The sequence below is a fragment of the Bythopirellula polymerisocia genome (assembly GCF_007860015.1).
In the GTDB taxonomy this organism is placed as follows: domain Bacteria; phylum Planctomycetota; class Planctomycetia; order Pirellulales; family Lacipirellulaceae; genus Bythopirellula; species Bythopirellula polymerisocia.
This window is the reverse complement of record NZ_SJPS01000001.1, coordinates 1,463,301-1,478,924: the sequence shown is the minus strand read 5'-3', so window position 1 is coordinate 1,478,924 and position 15,624 is coordinate 1,463,301. Positions and strand designations below refer to the sequence as shown.

13 protein-coding genes are annotated in these 15,624 nt (G+C 50.8%); 9 read left to right on the top strand and 4 right to left on the bottom strand.

The features are described 5' to 3' along the window. Window positions 1-187: 187 nt before the first annotated feature. From Pla144_RS05915 to Pla144_RS05905, 3 genes are all read right to left on the bottom strand, one after another. Window positions 188-1,681: a hypothetical protein gene (locus Pla144_RS05915; RefSeq protein ID WP_146448752.1), complete on the bottom strand. Its 1,494-nt coding sequence runs from the start codon at window positions 1,679-1,681 to the stop codon at window positions 188-190. Between the two features lie 114 nt (window positions 1,682-1,795). Then, window positions 1,796-2,410, bottom strand: coding sequence for a helix-turn-helix domain-containing protein (locus Pla144_RS05910; protein WP_146448750.1), 615 nt, complete (start codon window positions 2,408-2,410; stop codon window positions 1,796-1,798). A 25-nt stretch (window positions 2,411-2,435) separates the two neighbouring features. Then, a complete protein-coding gene (locus tag Pla144_RS05905) occupies window positions 2,436-2,957 on the bottom strand; it encodes a sigma-70 family RNA polymerase sigma factor (RefSeq protein ID WP_197530409.1) in 522 nt (173 codons plus the stop codon). Window positions 2,958-3,625: 668 nt separating this feature from the next. Between Pla144_RS05905 and Pla144_RS05900 the strand changes: the two genes are divergently transcribed. The 8 genes from Pla144_RS05900 to Pla144_RS05865 all read left to right on the top strand — a co-directional run bounded on the left by Pla144_RS05900 (window position 3,626) and on the right by Pla144_RS05865 (window position 12,361). Beyond that, a complete protein-coding gene (locus Pla144_RS05900; RefSeq protein WP_146448746.1) occupies window positions 3,626-4,654 on the top strand; it encodes a DUF1559 domain-containing protein in 1,029 nt (342 codons plus the stop codon). Window positions 4,655-4,769: 115 nt separating this feature from the next. Continuing rightward, window positions 4,770-5,147, top strand: a complete 378-nt coding sequence (locus Pla144_RS05895) for a carboxypeptidase-like regulatory domain-containing protein (protein WP_197530408.1) — start codon at window positions 4,770-4,772, stop codon at window positions 5,145-5,147. A 160-nt stretch (window positions 5,148-5,307) separates the two neighbouring features. After that, complete coding sequence (locus Pla144_RS05890; RefSeq protein ID WP_146448742.1) at window positions 5,308-6,843, top strand: PEP-CTERM sorting domain-containing protein; 1,536 nt, start codon at window positions 5,308-5,310, stop codon at window positions 6,841-6,843. A gap of 209 nt (window positions 6,844-7,052) precedes the next feature. Further along, window positions 7,053-8,114, top strand: a complete 1,062-nt coding sequence (locus Pla144_RS05885; protein ID WP_231936189.1) for a TRAP transporter substrate-binding protein — start codon at window positions 7,053-7,055, stop codon at window positions 8,112-8,114. Then, complete coding sequence (locus Pla144_RS05880) at window positions 8,111-8,635, top strand: TRAP transporter small permease (protein WP_146448740.1); 525 nt, start codon at window positions 8,111-8,113, stop codon at window positions 8,633-8,635. Before Pla144_RS05885 ends, Pla144_RS05880 begins: the two co-directional genes overlap by 4 nt. Window positions 8,636-8,659: 24 nt before the next feature. Next, window positions 8,660-9,958, top strand: coding sequence for a TRAP transporter large permease (locus Pla144_RS05875; protein ID WP_146448738.1), 1,299 nt, complete (start codon window positions 8,660-8,662; stop codon window positions 9,956-9,958). A 51-nt stretch (window positions 9,959-10,009) separates the two neighbouring features. Further along, window positions 10,010-11,290, top strand: a complete 1,281-nt coding sequence (locus Pla144_RS05870; RefSeq protein ID WP_146448723.1) for a tagaturonate epimerase family protein — start codon at window positions 10,010-10,012, stop codon at window positions 11,288-11,290. A gap of 261 nt (window positions 11,291-11,551) precedes the next feature. After that, a complete protein-coding gene (locus Pla144_RS05865; RefSeq protein ID WP_146448720.1) occupies window positions 11,552-12,361 on the top strand; it encodes a hypothetical protein in 810 nt (269 codons plus the stop codon). Between the two features lie 89 nt (window positions 12,362-12,450). On the opposite strand, the gene Pla144_RS05860 is transcribed toward Pla144_RS05865, so the two are convergent. Then, window positions 12,451-14,400 carry a sulfatase-like hydrolase/transferase gene (locus Pla144_RS05860; RefSeq protein WP_197530407.1) on the bottom strand — a complete coding sequence of 650 codons (1,950 nt, stop codon included), beginning with the start codon at window positions 14,398-14,400 and terminating at the stop codon, window positions 12,451-12,453. Window positions 14,401-14,689: 289 nt separating this feature from the next. On the opposite strand from Pla144_RS05860, the gene Pla144_RS05855 reads away from it, so the two are divergent. Then, entirely contained in the window at window positions 14,690-15,550 is an 861-nt protein-coding gene (locus Pla144_RS05855; RefSeq protein ID WP_197530406.1) for a YihY/virulence factor BrkB family protein, read from the top strand. Window positions 15,551-15,624: the final 74 nt, after the last annotated feature.

Here is a 15,624-nt window from a genome sequence, read left to right as displayed (position 1 = left end):
ATAGATGAGTTACCTAAACAAGCACCCACAATAAAAAAACAAGAACTGTTAAACACGAAAAATTGAAAAGTCTATCAATGTTCCTAACTTCACAGTAATCAGCAACTACAAGGCCAGATAGTTATATTTCTTGCAAAACCAGCCTCAATAACGCAACACTCACCTGGAGTTGCCGAGCTCTCCAACGCTAATTAGCCTTGTTGCCTCTAAAACCTCGCAGAGGAGCTACAACTATGCTGTACATGCTCTGCGATACTTCACGAGGTGCCTCGTCAATCCGAGCTTGTTGCACGGAACCTAGCAGGACCGTCGAAGCATGCCGAACCTCTTGTTTCCATATAGAAAATACAAAATCAACACTTTTGCCCGCGCCGAGCTCCGTTTTCCGCGACACATCAGGGACCCGATCGTTGTAACCTTCATCCAGGCCGATGTCCCAGCCTGTATCGAGAAAGTCCTTGCTAAGCCACTCTGGAACTTCAATTCGATCATCCCAGAGTACGTACATTGCTACTGGCTGAGTCACCTCGATGGCTATCTGTAGATCGTCGAGCACCTTGTCATCATTGAAAGTCATCACATAATCAGCTCCGTGGAGAAAACCTGGTATGCCGCGACCATCGATACCGTTCCATTGATGCAAGCGGTCGACGTAGCTTACGCAATCTTCAGCAAAACCTTCGCCCACGATGCGATAGTATTTCGATGTTTCCAGAGAGGAAACATTATCGGTGACAGACGCGATCAATCGCGAGGGCCGAACGGCTTCTCTCCCTAATCGCAAGGGTGGCAGGAAATCACGGGGTCCGACCGAGGTGATACGATTGAGTTCACCCTGGGAATCGACTCGCATTCCCTCACCAGATTGCAGTCTACGAAAGATGGGTGGCTGGCTAGAGTCAGGTAGGCTATCGTCACGAGCCGACAAATCCACGATTCCTTCGTAGACGACGACATCCGTCTGTGCTTCGGGCGAAACCGAAATGCTAAAGGCAGTCCCCTGATCAACGACATGGGCATGGGGTGTTTCGATTTCAAATCCAATCCCCTCTTCCCCAATTCGAGCCACAAGTTTCCCCGAATGGGCTAACGCTTTCTCTGCCGAAACTAGTTCAAAATTCGCAGGGCCTTGGATAACGACCTGAATAACATCATCCACCACGAGCTCCAACATTCCCGATTCAATTTGCAAAGAGTCTCCTGAATTCACTGCCGACCATTCGGCGAACTCGACTGCACCCGAGTTCCACTGCACGTCTTCCAGGTGGACGATTCGCGCGAGCGGGCGTGCCTGCCGATCAGCCACAGTGACAGTCTCTTTCGTTTGAAACATCGCCACAGACCAGCTCGCGATAAGTACCAATGCGGCCAAGGCTAACAAGAATTGCCAGGAACCTTTTCGCACCGGCCGCAATTCTGTTTCCATGCCAGCAGGAGCGAGCGTTCCAATTTCATCATCCGTCGGGTTCTCATTCGGAAGTACAAGCGAGTTCTTATTAGCGACTTCGGCAAGCGTGACCGTATCCAAAGCAACCCCTGAATAAACCAATCTCGCCTCTTCCGATTCACGCAACAGATACTCAAGCCGCGCGCGGTCTTCCTCGCTCGCAACGCCCTGCTGGCATCGCAAGCTCAAGGAGAGAATCTCAATTGACAATTCATTTTCCGTCATGTCTTCCACTTGATATCCTATCTATCAACTGCCAAGCGAACTATCGATCGTCGATATCGCCATTCTTTTCTGCCCAAATGACTCAAGTAGCCCAAACTTGGAATTTCAACTCCGAATTGTTGCTCAACATGCTTCAGCAAGCGACCCAAATGACGCAGCGCAATCATCCGCATTTTGGTTCCGCCAGACACTGGGACTATACCCAAAATGCTGCCGAAAAGTCATCGCAAACTGCCTCGCGGAGGTGAAGCCCAAGTTCAACGCGATCTGATGAACCTTGTATTGCGGCTCACTTATCAACTGCAGTCGCGCCAACTCCAGCCGGACACAACGCACATACTGAAATGGCGTAATACCAAACGCGGCACGGAAAGCATATTCTAACCACCGCCGAGATACACATATTTCCCTGGTAATCTCTTGAACACCAATGGATTCATCCAAATGTTGGTGGATAAAACACAAGGCCTTCTGAAGTCGATCATCGTCATAGCGGACCAACGAATGTCCATCCAAAGATTCACTGTGAGAGCAGCAGCAAGAATCTCGACGAGGTCCATCGAAACTCTCTTGCGAACGCGATTCGGCCGCTGCCACTGATTTGCTTGAGACTTCTTCAGAAAGCAGGACCTTTTCGACTTGCTCCCAAACGAAATCGACTGCAGAGCGAGACTTGAGCATGCGAACTACCTGCAGGGCTTCTTTCAAAGCAATTTGATTAGAAGAATTGTCTATCATGTCCTCTATTCCCTCTCAGAATTGATCAACTACTGCGGGCGAATCTTTGCACACAATCTTGCAAGGACTTCCGAATCCGAAAAAGTGACTGCCGCAAAGCGCCCGAAGTTATCCCCATTTGCTGAGCTACATCCACAATCTTTTCATTATTGGCATAACACCTGTCGACTACACCCCGCTGTTCAGCCGACAGCTTGTCCAGGCACTTCATCAGAGCCTCACGGCGTTGCACAGCTTGATCAACCCCTCGTTCGTATGTCTCACTTACAAGCTCCAAGACCGCCTCAGCAAAGTATTCTCTTTGCCGAGATTTCTCTTTGCGAAACGCCAGGACAAGGTAATAGCTCACTGCCCTTGCCCACGCACCAAATGGCTTCGCTTCGTCATAAGAATCGAACTGCTGCCACAATCGGATGCGCACACGCTGCATGATCTCCTGGGCATCGTTCCAATTCATGGTCAAGGCATATACATACGCAATTAATTCCCTCTCATGCGCGCCCAGCAATTCCACAAATCTTTCCGTGTTTGCGTCGCTATTGCTCACGAAGAATTCCTGTTCGAGACTAGCCTGGCATCCAGCACACACAGTGCCGTGTGGGCACTCCACCCACAGTATATAAGCCTGATTTTAGCCAGTGTTACGGCCTATTTTAATAAAATCAGGATTTTATTTGATCGTTTCTACAGCAGGCCAAATGGTTTCCCCATTTGCTGTAATAATGAACTCCATGCCATGCTGATCAAAACTGCACTCTGAGAGTCTAACCACTTGCCGTTGAGTGAGTAGCTAAACGCAATTCGGCAACTGGCATCTCGCTTTGCTAGAGATGCAGTCCCTGGATTACAATTTGCAAAAAGACTGACTATGGGCAGAGCAACTCGCTTCTATAATGAATGTAGGTGAGCGAGGGGTGTTGCAATGGCCGGCTGAAGAGATATACCTGTCGCCCTCGGTTGGCGTTACTTTTCAAATCATCGCGACACTCGTTTTTTTGTTTTTTTTCTTTGAGTGTTGAGGCGCGTATCAAACACGGACAACTAGTTCAATCGTTGGGATCGGGCGAAATTGGAATTCACAAGCGCCTTCAAGAATGCTTGGACAACTAATTTGCTCTTTAATGTATTCAACCATTCGTTTTCGAGATAAGCGCACATCTGCCAGATTCACTTTCAACACAAAGTTTTTATTCAGAAAAGGATGTTTCGATAATCATGCAAACCAAAGATAAGAGATCGACTGGTTTTACGTTGGTGGAATTGTTGGTGGTGATAGCGATCATAGGCGTGTTGGTCGCTTTGTTACTGCCCGCAGTCCAAGCGGCCCGCGAAGCCGCACGTCGTACCCAGTGCGTGAACAACATGAAGCAGGTGGGCCTTGCAGTTCAGAATTATCACAACACACGCAATGAACTTCCTCCCATGCGAGTGGCCGATGGCAATCTGACATTCATGGCTTTGATCTTGGACTTTATGGAACAGTCCCAAGTCCGAGGGCTTTGGGACAAGCAAAGGGGAAACCACGGTTGTTTTTATGATCAGTCGTATGCTGCCCGCACCGCTACTATCGACGCATTCTATTGCCCTTCTCAGTCGCATGAAGCACGTGTAATAGTCGTTCCTCTGCTCCCTGGTGATGGGGGAAGTCATCCTCGAAGTGATCCCGAAGTCCCTGGCACTCCCGTGGGGTACTACGGTTCGATTTCCGACTACCAACCTGTCTCGGGGTCCACTTGTCCTTTGTATGATGATGCTGGGAATCGGAGGACGTGGGATAGCTTTAACGGCTTTGATTCCGGCACGGCGCACTTAGTCGATGGCCCGGTACCACAGATCAACAGAAATACGGGTCTGATTAAATCAGGCGACAGAGTGTTGGGATGGCGGGGGGCAACCGGGTTGAAAAACATCACCGACGGCACAAGCAACACCTTGCTCGCAGGTGAGGTAGGGAAGAATCGCTCGGAAACTGTACATGCCTTCAATGGAGATCATTCCTCTTACTCACCTATCGGAAATCGGGCGCCTTTTTGCCAGCGTTGTGATCGCAATCGAGACGAAGGGGGTGACAGTGGATTCGGCAGTAATCACCCTGGCGTTGTCGTATTTGGCATGTGTGACGCCAGTGTACAATCGATCTCGCGAGACACCGATTTAAACATGTTGGATCGAATGGCCACACGCGATGGCGGTGAGGTTGTCGATATCAATGGTTCTGCATCGGATTGTAACATTGGATTCTAAATATCGTTGGCCTTCGATAGTCCTATTTCATAAGAGCTGCTTTTCGTTATTTGTTTGAGAGTTATTGTAAAGAATGTTTAGTTCCAGAAGCCACTTATTACATTGTATTGTTGGCATGGTAGCGGCCATTCTTACTGCTTCTTGTGGAGGATGTGGTTCTTCTGATCGTAGTGTTGTTACCGGACACGTCATTCGAGCCGATGGATCACCTTTAGCACTTGCGAGAGTAATCGCGGTCTCTTCGGATGGCGACAAGACCGCCTATGCATCCACTGATACGGATGGATCTTACGAGATTACGTTGGGGAGTGAAGCAAGAGGAATTCCACCTGGAACCTACTCTGTTTATCTCATCGAAGACCGTGGCGTAGAAGAAGGGAAAATGAAACGCACAATTGCGAAGAAATATACTGACCCGAATACATCCGGGTTGTCTATTGACGTAGTTGCGGGAGAGAGCAAAGTTTTTGATATCACAACCGACCCACCATGATCGAGGATTAACATCCCCAAGTAGGAGTTCTGGCTTATCTTCTTTTTTTGTTTCCAACTTTTTTACAACAAGATGTAAAACACAGTCGATCGCTTTCTTGAAGGACACACCTGTTAGCGCCCTTTCGAGAAAGTGAACAATCACCCTGGGAGTATTTTTGATGAAATCGTTACAATTCTTATCGCGGAACTTTTTGGTTCAAAGTCGTCACATCGTGGCACTCGGAGCGGTGCTTGGTGCAACGCTTTGCGGACTGTGGTTAATTGCGTCTCCAACTCAGGCTGCGAACACCTGGGACGCGGGAGGAAGTAGTCAGTGGTGGTTCGATCCCGTAAATTGGTCTAAAGAAGTGCTCCCGCCGAACAATGACGCAGCGAATGCTGTTGGGGACCTCCAAATCAATATAGGCACTTTTACCGGTGACCTTGGCGAAGGAGTTGTCTACGATCCCGCGAACGATCCCTTTTTTGCGGCAGCGCAGGGGATGACTTACCCCAGTGGTGGCTACGGTCCACAAATTTTCGATAATATGTATATCTCGCGAAATACGACATTCTCAAATTTGCTGACGATCAAAGGAGATATCAACTTCATTGACGGTATAGTTATCGGTCGTTCGAGTGGTGTAGACGGTGTAGCTACGACTGGTCGAATCAATCAGTTGAGTGGGGTTTTCTCAATCCCCAACGACGAATTTGATCTGGCCGGTGCGGATACCTCTAATGCAGGAATTGGCAACGGCACCTACGACTATCGGGGGGGGACTTTAGATATTGGTGCAACGGGCGGACCCGGTTTACGCATGTCTCATGGTAGTAACTCGACTAACGGCACCACGGGTGAGGCGACGGGTGCGAGTGGTATAGCACGCTTTATTGTTCATAATCCCAATTCAGGTGGATATGTTCGGTCATTTGATGTAGCAGTTGCTTCCTATGCTGGTGTCGCTGTCGCGACCGACGGAGGTACCACTATTCGAGATCCTGATGGAGTAACTCGGGGAGTCGGTATCTTCGAGTTTCACTACGAGAATGGACAAACTCGACCTTTCCAAGTTCCCCATAATCTGTCCATCAACAATGGATTCGATGCTGCTACTGGTGGAACACGTTCCTCGCGATTGGAATTGGTTCTCAGCGAAGCGGCTTGCACAGGGGCAGCATGTGTACCCAATGACATAGGGCTGTTCGACGTCGACTTCGGAGGAATCTTCTCTGGATCAATCCAGGGCACTGGTGATCTGAACGGGGATACATTGAACGACCAAGTCTTTTCTAGCGCTGATGCTTCCACTAATTATTTCGAGGGAGATACGGTTTCAGCCAGCTTTGGAGGAATCCGCTATGACTGGACCATCAGCTATACGGGGGATATCTCGTGGAATGACGCCGACATCAGCGATGTGGGTACTATTCTCGGAGCTGGTAACGGAACGGACGTTGTACTCATCGGCCTCGGCTCAGAGGCCGTCGGCTTGGCCGGCGATTTCGACATGGATGGCGACGTAGATGGTCACGACTTCCTCGTCTGGCAGCGCAATCCAGGTGTCGGCAGTTTGACGGAATGGCAAAACAATTACGGTATGCCGCCGCTCACGGCCAATGTTGGAGCAGTGCCAGAACCTGGTTCGCTACTACTAATGAGTGCTGCAGCGTTGTCGCTGATCGGTTTGCGACGTCGCTCGACCCAGGGGTAAGCGATTGATTTAGATTGTTGTCTCCCTCCGAAGTGAACCGTAAGGATCACTTCCCATGGGGTCTCGGTGAACGGGGCTGTTCATCGAGGCCCTATTTTTGTGTTTAGTTGCTGGCCACACTACCAAGGTGCCTAATCAACTTGTATCGCCGCCGGACCTTGATTCCTCGCACAGAGCGGATATTCTAAATAACTTGGTTTAGTCGATGATTGAGCGATAAAAGTATTCACAATTCGGAAGTAGCTCGCGTGCTGGGTAAGAACAAATCATATCTCTTGGCTGGATTCTTGCTGGGAGTACTGTTATCGACTGGAGTATTCGCCCTGTGCGTACGCCACTTCAATTCAGACCCCCAGAATGGCGGTTCTGGTCTAGTCCTCAAGTTGGGCCACTCTCTTGATCAGCAGCACCCGGTCCACCTTGCGCTAGAACATATGGCGGAGCGACTCCAGCAGAAATCGGCGGGGACCGTCGAACTGCAAATCTTTCCCAATGGCCAACTAGGTTCCGAGACAGAGTGCATCGAGCAACTCCAACGAGGTGCTCTCGCCATGACCAAGACTTCCACGGCCCCGCTAGAAAGTTTCCTGCCTGAGTTCTCCATCTTTGGCGTCCCCTATCTCTTTCGTGATGACGAACACGCCTGGCGAGTCTATACCGGTGAGATCGGCAAGGAACTGCTGCAGAAAGGGAGCGAAGTCGGACTGCGTGGACTCTGTTATCTTGATGCAGGGGCACGCAGCTTCTACACAGTAAACAAGCCTATCCTCAAGCCAGACGACTTGAAGGGTTTAAAGATTCGTGTCCAAGAAAGCCAAACCGCGATGGAATTGGTCGAAGCTCTGGGAGGCTCGCCCACTCCGATGAGTTTTGGCGAGCTTTATACGGGCTTACAGCAAGGCATGGTGGACGGGGCCGAAAATAATCCCCCCAGCTTCTACTCGAACCGCCATTTCGAGGTGTGTAAGCACCTCTCTCTCGACGAACATGCCCGCGTCCCCGATATTCTGCTCATCAGCGAATCGGTTTGGAAGAATCTGCCACCCCATGTGCAGCAATGGGTACAGGAAGCCGCTGACGAGGCGGCAGAGTTCCAACGCGAACTTTGGGAGGAGAAGACTGCGGAAGTTCTGGAGGACGTCCAGAAAGAAGGGGTAACAATTGATCACCCTGATAAATCCTTGTTTGCCGAGCAGGTCAAGCCGATGGTGGACAAACTTAAAGGCACACCTGTGGGTGATCTGGTGAATCGCATCCGGGAGCTGCCATGAAGCAAACGTTACTAAGCTTCAAACGAGTTCTGGATACGTTATTGGAATGGCTGGTGATCCTTGTCGTAATGCTGATGGTCGTCGACGTTTTATGGGGTGTTTTTACACGGTTCATACTTAATTCCCCCAGTCAATTGACTGAAGAAATCGCACGTCTACTCTTGATGTGGGTAGCCCTTTTGGGAGCTGCAGTGGCGTATGGCCGCAGTGAGCACCTGGGTTTTGACTATCTCGTGGCGCAACTCGATCCAGCTGTCAAGAAATTGTTGGCCCTTGTCTCCCAGTGCATCGTTGTCGCTTTCGCGCTACTTGTCATGGTCTATGGAGGATTCATCTTGGTGAGCGAAACGCTCGCCGCCAACCAGGTGACCCCAGCACTCCACTTAAAGATGGGATACGTATACTTGGCCTTGCCCGTAAGCGGTCTCTTCATGTCGATCTACGGCGTTGAGCAGTTCCTGGAAACGGCAATTGACGACGGAGTGAGTCTTAAACTCGACACAGATCCGGCTGTCGATTAACCGTTGAGCATCAAGAATCGCTTTATGGAAATTCAGGTCGCCATTCTGATAGCCAGTTTTGTAGTCTTGGTACTTATTAATGTACCAGTCGCCATTGCGATTGGTGTTTGCACCTTGCTAACTATAGTCTCTCTGGGAACCGTGCCCGCTTGCACCATAATCGCGCAGCGGCTGAGCACAGGGATTGCAAGTTTTCCTTTGCTGGCAATTCCGTTTTTTATCCTGGCCGGTATCCTCATGGGCGAAGGAGGCATGGCTCGGCGGCTTATTGATTTCGCCTCATCCTTGGTAGGCCAATATCGGGGTGGACTATCCTATGTCAGCACGCTGACCTGCATGATGTTTGGCGCAATTAGTGGCTCTGCGACGGCAGCCGTCTCGTCGGTCGGAGGGATGCTGATTCCTGAGATGACCCGCAAGGGCTACGACCGCCGGTTCAGCGTCGCAGTGACCACAACCTCTGCCACCACTGGGCTGGTCATCCCGCCAAGCAACATCATGATCGTATACGCCGTGGTCACCGGTGGGAATGTCTCCGTGGTGGCCATGTTTCTCGCCGGGGTGCTGCCAGGCATCACTATGGGATTGGCTATCATGCTGGTTTGCCTGCTAGTGAGCCGCAATAAGCCGGGTCTCGCTGAAGAGGCCGCGACATGGCGAGAAATCTTCCGCACCGCAATTGGTGCGCTCCCTAGCATGGCGTTGATCGTGATCGTGTTGGCGGGCATCTTAGGAGGAGCTTTTTCGCCCACCGAGGCTGCCGCGATTGCCGTGCTATACGCTTTCGTCCTGGGAGTCCTATTCTACCAAGAGATCAAGTTGACCGATTTGCCTCGCATCTGCCTCCAGACGGGCATCACCACGGCAGTAATTTTTCTCTTGATCGGCACGAGCCAGGCGCTCAGTTGGGTGCTTGCCTACGAAAATATCCCCCAAGCGGTCAGCACTGCGATGTTGTCACTTTCCGATAATCCCTACGTCATCTTATTGCTGATCAATATTTTACTGCTATTGGTTGGCACAGTGATGGACATGACCCCTGCCGTGTTAATCTTCACGCCGATCTTCCTTCCCGTAGTTACCAAACTGGGGATGCACCCCGTGCATTTTGGCGTGATGATGATCGTTAATCTGTGCATAGGCCTGTGTACACCACCAGTGGGAACCTGTTTGTTCGTGGGCTGTGGAGTTGGCAAGACAACTATTGCGGAAGTAACGCGACCCATGTTGCCGTTTTTTGCAGCCATGCTCTTCGCCTTGCTACTGACTACCTATTGGGCACCGCTCTCAATGGCACTGCCTCAGGCGCTCGGCGTAAACTAACCCGCACGAAATCCGATTCATTGAAACATACTACAGAATAGAAGGAAAACCATGGCCACAACAACTCACAAATGTAAGACCTTGGGAACCGCTGCCAGTTTTGGATTTGGCGATCGAATTGGCTTGGCCACTCCCGGGCATGTGGAAGCAATGAACCGTGCGGGATCGGGAATCTTGCCGATCTTCCCTCAGCAATCGATTCGCGAAATGGCCCGCACTAGTCGCACTGCCGAAGGAGTCATGTCCGATGCCCTGACGGGGATGCAGCAAGCTGGTTGGACTGGACCTACCGGCGCGGATGCCGACCACTTGAAGACGACCGCCGATGTTGATGTTACCGCTGCGGCCGGATTTACTTTTTTCACCATCGATCCCTCCGAGCACGTTGACCAACAGGCCGACAATTATGACGAAGTCACGCTCCGGGAGAAATTTGCCTCAGTCCGCACTTCGATAGACTGGTGGGACACTTATCTGAATCAAGAAGCGACCCTCTCCACTGGCACGAAAATCACATTAGACGAGCTAGCTTGCCTGCGCTGTGCTGTGAAGTACGGAGCGGCGATCAACCATGCGGTGGGACTTGCCAATCATATCCGTCAGGTGCAGGAATCAGCCAGCCGAGAATACGAAATCGAACTCAGCGTTGATGAGACGGATCAACCTACAACCTTGCCTGAGCACTACATTGTGGCCGACCAGTGTCTCAAGAATGGCATGAAGCTGGTGAGCCTGGCACCCCGGTTCATCGGCGATTTCGAAAAAGGAGTGGATTACAAAGGAGACATTTCGGCATTAGAGAGGTCACTCAAAGATCATGCTGCGATTGCTGAGCAATTGGGCCCCTACAAGCTTAGTCTTCACTCGGGTTCTGACAAACTGTCTATCTATGCGCCTTTAGCACGGGCCACCAACGGGCAATTCCACGTAAAAACCGCCGGCACCAGCTACTTGGAAGCCTTGCGGGTGGTCTTGCGGCACGACGAAGCTTTGTTCAGGCAAATCGTCGATTTCTGTCGTGACCGATATGATACCGACAAGGCGACGTATCATGTCTCGGCAACTCTGGAGTCTGCTGCTCCTGCCTGTGACCTGTCAAACGATATTGCTCTAGAACAAGCCTATCTAGAGCGCTGGTCCGATGTTCCCAAAGGGAAAGGCTTCACCGCTCCCGGTCGGCAAATTCTGCACTGCACCTTCGGATCGGTGCTAACTCACCCAGAAATGGGAAAACAGCTCCGTGAAATTTTGTCCGCTCATCCCGACACCTACACAGAAATTCTAGCGGAACACTTTGAACGTCATCTACAAGCATTGAAAGCGGGAATGTAGCATTCGTTGAACATTCAGCTGAGCCACTTTTGTACTCAACGAGCATTGAACCCGCTTCAATCGGAACTTTTTCAGCTGCACTCCCAGCTTGTACTCATGGGTCCGAAAACGCGCTAGCATGGTTGCTTTTGCGGTCACAGAGGGCTGTTTTCTCGCCCGTTGATTCTGATTCGCCAAATCTCCACTTTTGAGTAATAATGGAGATCAAGGCAAATCAATTTCTATCAGACTATCGCAACTATGATCAGCAGCAAAAGTTTTTTGTTAAGCACTGTTTCTGTCCTGTTCATTCTTGGTAATGCAAGGGCTGTTACCTTAGGACAGATCGATGACTTTCAGGACGGCACGACACAAGGCTGGATACATGGGAATGCAAGCCCTGATCCCCCTAGCAATATTGCGGATGGTGGTCCTGGTGGGGTGGGGGACAACTATCTCCAGGTGAAGTCAAATGGTGTCGGTGGTGCCGGTAGTAGGCTGGTCGCGTTCAACGAGTCACAATGGATAGGCGACTACCTATCCGCTGGCGTAACAAGCATCGCCGCATCAGTAAATAATCTGGGACAAACAGACCTGAATCTGCGGTTCGTGTTGGGTGGCGGCACCAGTTTTACTTACTATGTGACTTCTGATCCTATTGCCCTGCCAAGTGGCAGTGGTTGGCAGGATATCACTTTTGACCTTTCATCAACGGGAGTAACCGTCTTCAGCGGACCCGACTCGTATGAGGATGTCTTCAGCACAGTGAGCCATGCTCGCATTATTAGTAATCCCCTCTTGGAATTCAGGGGAGAAATCATTGACGCACTACTAGGGATCGACAATATTTCAGCAAATGGGTCAACACGCGATGGCGATTTTGATTTCGATGATGATGTCGACGGAAATGATTTCCTTATTTGGCAGCGTGGAAATTCGCCGAATGGGATACCCTCGGGAGATCTCGGACTTTGGCAATCTAACTATGGTACGCCGCTTGCAGTGGCACAGAATGCCGTTCCAGAGCCATCTTGCACAATACTCTTGCTGGGAGTTGTCTTAGGCTTACTTCCGCATCGAGGACAGAGATGATTCGCACTGTTCTTTGCCCAATCAAGTAACTGTCATTACCTTGACTCCGATGGTCTAAGCTGTGGCGGATGCATAGGTCTAATTCGACTTCACCGAACCAAAGTTCCCTGCGTAGGGTCGTGCAACAAGATCCGCTGCGCGATATGTTGAGGACTTAATTCCTGCAGGCGACCAGCAAGCTTGTTTCGCCACAGAGGGGCATCTGCCGAGGGTCGCTGATTCGTATGATCCAACTGCCCTTCCGCGTTATAGAATCCCAACAACTGTGAGTCGCCCAGGCCCCGGGGAATCTTCAGCCCCAGTCGCCCTGCCCTGTCGACGTACTGGACTTTCCAATTCGTTGGGTGAGATTGGACCAGGAATTGACCACCAGTTCGATTGCCGTTGAGCAAACTTCTACCATGCAGAGATGGTAGAGAGACCTCGGATCCATGAATCGCATGGAGCAAAGTGGGGAGTACATCGACGTGCCCGGTAGGAGCTGTGAGACATAATCGCGGGATACCTGCTCCCCGGATTACCAGCGGAGTGCCACTTTGATACTGCGAGAGTCTAGTCCCATGGCTCAGAAAGCCATCGTCGTAGATTGATTCGCCATGATCCCCAGTGATAACAACGATCGTATCGGACAGATCAAGGCTGGCTGTGAATCTTTGGAATTCGCGATCCAGAAACGCAGTCGCTTTTGCATAGCGGTTCTCGAGGATCTCCTTGGTCTTGCTTGAGGCCGCCTGAGCGGGAATGTTGGCCGGGGGATGCACGTCGTACTCCGGCGGGTATTGATAACCGTAATGCGTTGACATCAAGTAGACCGTGACAAACTGGGGCTGCTTCGCGGTCTTGAGAAGTTTTGCCACCTCCTCAAGCGATTTCTGATCTCGAGAGTACCAGGGCATGTCTTCGTCGACATGCAAGGAGACATGCTCGTAGGGGGGCGAACGAAAGAACTCATTCATCCGACCATACTCAAACGAGCAACTGGCAATCAAATTTGTCTGATAGCCCATTGACTTGAACAGGGATGTCGCTGTGGGAGCGACCTGGGCATTGAGAGTTGCTTCATAAGCCAACGGCAACCGACCATAGAGCAAGGCAAAGGTTCCCAATTGGGAACAATTGGAATTGCAATAATGCTCCTCAGACTGGATTCCTTGCTCTGCCCAAGCTCCCAGCAATGGGAGACGGTCGGGGCGACTGAGAGAATTGAATTGCAAGCTCTCGGTAATGATCATGACGACATGGGGTCGTGAGGCCGGAATAGGAAGCGACGTGTTACTTGCCACACATGAAACCTGGCTCAGTTCAAGTAGAGTCTCGCCAGCAGACAGGAATCCGTCGTCTTTACCTCCACCGAACGCGAGCGAAGTAGGCAGCATGACATCGTCGGGATTAAACAACCCCAAGGGCAAAGTCATGGACGCATAGAGTTGTTCTAAGCATAGAGGCTGGGTGACATAGCCACGAATTGGAAAGACTCCTAGAATCAAAAGGCCAGCTAATCCAATAATCCCTGTGAGTAGCTTTCTATCCAAGGGGCGGTGCGATTTGGCTTGGTAAAGTTGCTGTAGCCTCTGACACCCAAGGTGCAATCCGATCACGCAGATCATGTTCGTCAATAGCACGCGGACAATCGGACCGGCGATAGCGGAATAATTGTCGCACCACTGCCAATTGCTGGGCAGTAAAGCTTTGTCTAAATAGTACGAAATATTAGCCCCGGTGATGCGCAGCGTTTTCACGCTGATCACCAACCAGGCAAGTACGCAGAAGTGAACTGCCGAGACTACTACTCGCAGCCACTTGCGACCATTGGCAAGCAGACTGAAGCAGTTCCAAGTTACTAGCGGCAATGTGAGTAACAAAGTGCGACAAAGCAATGACCAGGAAACCAGCAGCGAATCGAATCCGCTGAGATTCATGGCTGAGAGCAGGAGTGGAAGTCCGTCGAATACAGACCGTTCGTAGCGCGTGATGAACAGCGCACTGAGAATCCAGAAAAGCAAGATTCCCACGACCTCGCTAGAATTTGGGCGCCGCATGAGGCGCGCAGTCACATTGCCAGGATGTACAGCTAGCATCGCCCCCCCGGCGTCTGAACTGGACCGAAAATGATGGTATTTCAATTAGTTTCGGATTTCTTGTGGTCAATTGCCCTGTCTATTTCGCCAGTCAAATGAGATTCCCCCCTCCAAATAAAGCCTAAAAGTCAAGAAAGTAGGTATCCATGGCTCATGAGGGACTTATCAGTATCGAAGAATTCACTGATAGCATGAGCAAGCTCGGTTCGATTAGAGTGAGAGAACCTACATGCGGAGAAGAAGGACAGTCATGATTGAAACGCTGCGGAAAGCCTTGAAGGGATGGTCTAGCGACAACTGCTCACTGCTGGCTGCAGCGATGTCCTATTACTTGGCACTCGCCTTTTTCCCATTACTACTCGTGCTGTTGTCTGGCCTAGGATTTTTCTTTCAATGGACCCAGTCGGGCCAAGACGCCGAAGCGGAGTTGCTCACAACCATCGAGGAGCAATTGTCGCCGAGTTTGAGCAGTCAAGTTAAAACTGTCTTCTCACAAGTTCGAGACAAGGCGTCGATCGGGGGACCCATTGGACTAGCGACACTCTTGGCCACCGCCATCGTCCTCTTTGCACAAATCGAAACGGCATTCGATCACATTTGGAAGGTAAATAGCGAGAAACGAAGCATTTGGCAATCGGCTAAGTATATACTCCTCAAACGAGCCCGGGCATTCGTGATGTTGATGGCGCTAGGCATTATCGTACTCGCGGTATTCTTGAGCGGTATGGTTACGTCAACGATGCTGAGTATCGCTGGTGATTCAGAGGTGAGCGAGTGGTTTCGCTGGGCCATACAACTTGGCGTCTCGGTCTCACTGAATTTCGCCGTCTTTACAAGTATCTATCGGTTTTTGCCCAAAGCGAAAGTCACCTGGCGCGGAGCGATTGCTGGAGGATTGTGTGCGGCCCTAGTGTGGGAGGTCGGCCGCTTGGTCCTATCTGCAATAGTTGTCGGGAAAAAATACAGTGCTTACGGTGTGCTGGGGGCCTTTCTGGCGATCATGCTTTGGGCCTACTACGCCATGTGCGTCTTGTTCCTGGGTGCTGAATTGACTCAAGTAGTTTCTCCTCACCAAGACGCGACAAGTGAAAAAACTCCTTCCTCATCGTGAGCTCTGAAGATTCAATTTCAGCGTTGATTCTCTCGCAGAGTCGAGATACACGCCGCAACGAAGAGATTCTTCTC

What these genes read in the sequence shown, in the direction of transcription:
- Pla144_RS05910 (WP_146448750.1), bottom strand. Translation starts at nt 2,410, where the DNA reads ATGATAGACAATTCTTCTAATCAAATTGCTTTGAAAGAAGCCCTGCAG.
- Pla144_RS05900 (WP_146448746.1), top strand. Translation starts at nt 3,626, where the DNA reads ATGCAAACCAAAGATAAGAGATCGACTGGTTTTACGTTGGTGGAATTG.
- Pla144_RS05895 (WP_197530408.1), top strand. Translation starts at nt 4,770, where the DNA reads ATGGTAGCGGCCATTCTTACTGCTTCTTGTGGAGGATGTGGTTCTTCT.
- Pla144_RS05890 (WP_146448742.1), top strand. Translation starts at nt 5,308, where the DNA reads ATGAAATCGTTACAATTCTTATCGCGGAACTTTTTGGTTCAAAGTCGT.
- Pla144_RS05880 (WP_146448740.1), top strand. Translation starts at nt 8,111, where the DNA reads ATGAAGCAAACGTTACTAAGCTTCAAACGAGTTCTGGATACGTTATTG.
- Pla144_RS05875 (WP_146448738.1), top strand. Translation starts at nt 8,660, where the DNA reads ATGGAAATTCAGGTCGCCATTCTGATAGCCAGTTTTGTAGTCTTGGTA.
- Pla144_RS05870 (WP_146448723.1), top strand. Translation starts at nt 10,010, where the DNA reads ATGGCCACAACAACTCACAAATGTAAGACCTTGGGAACCGCTGCCAGT.
- Pla144_RS05860 (WP_197530407.1), bottom strand. Translation starts at nt 14,400, where the DNA reads ATGCGGCGCCCAAATTCTAGCGAGGTCGTGGGAATCTTGCTTTTCTGG.
- Pla144_RS05855 (WP_197530406.1), top strand. Translation starts at nt 14,690, where the DNA reads ATGATTGAAACGCTGCGGAAAGCCTTGAAGGGATGGTCTAGCGACAAC.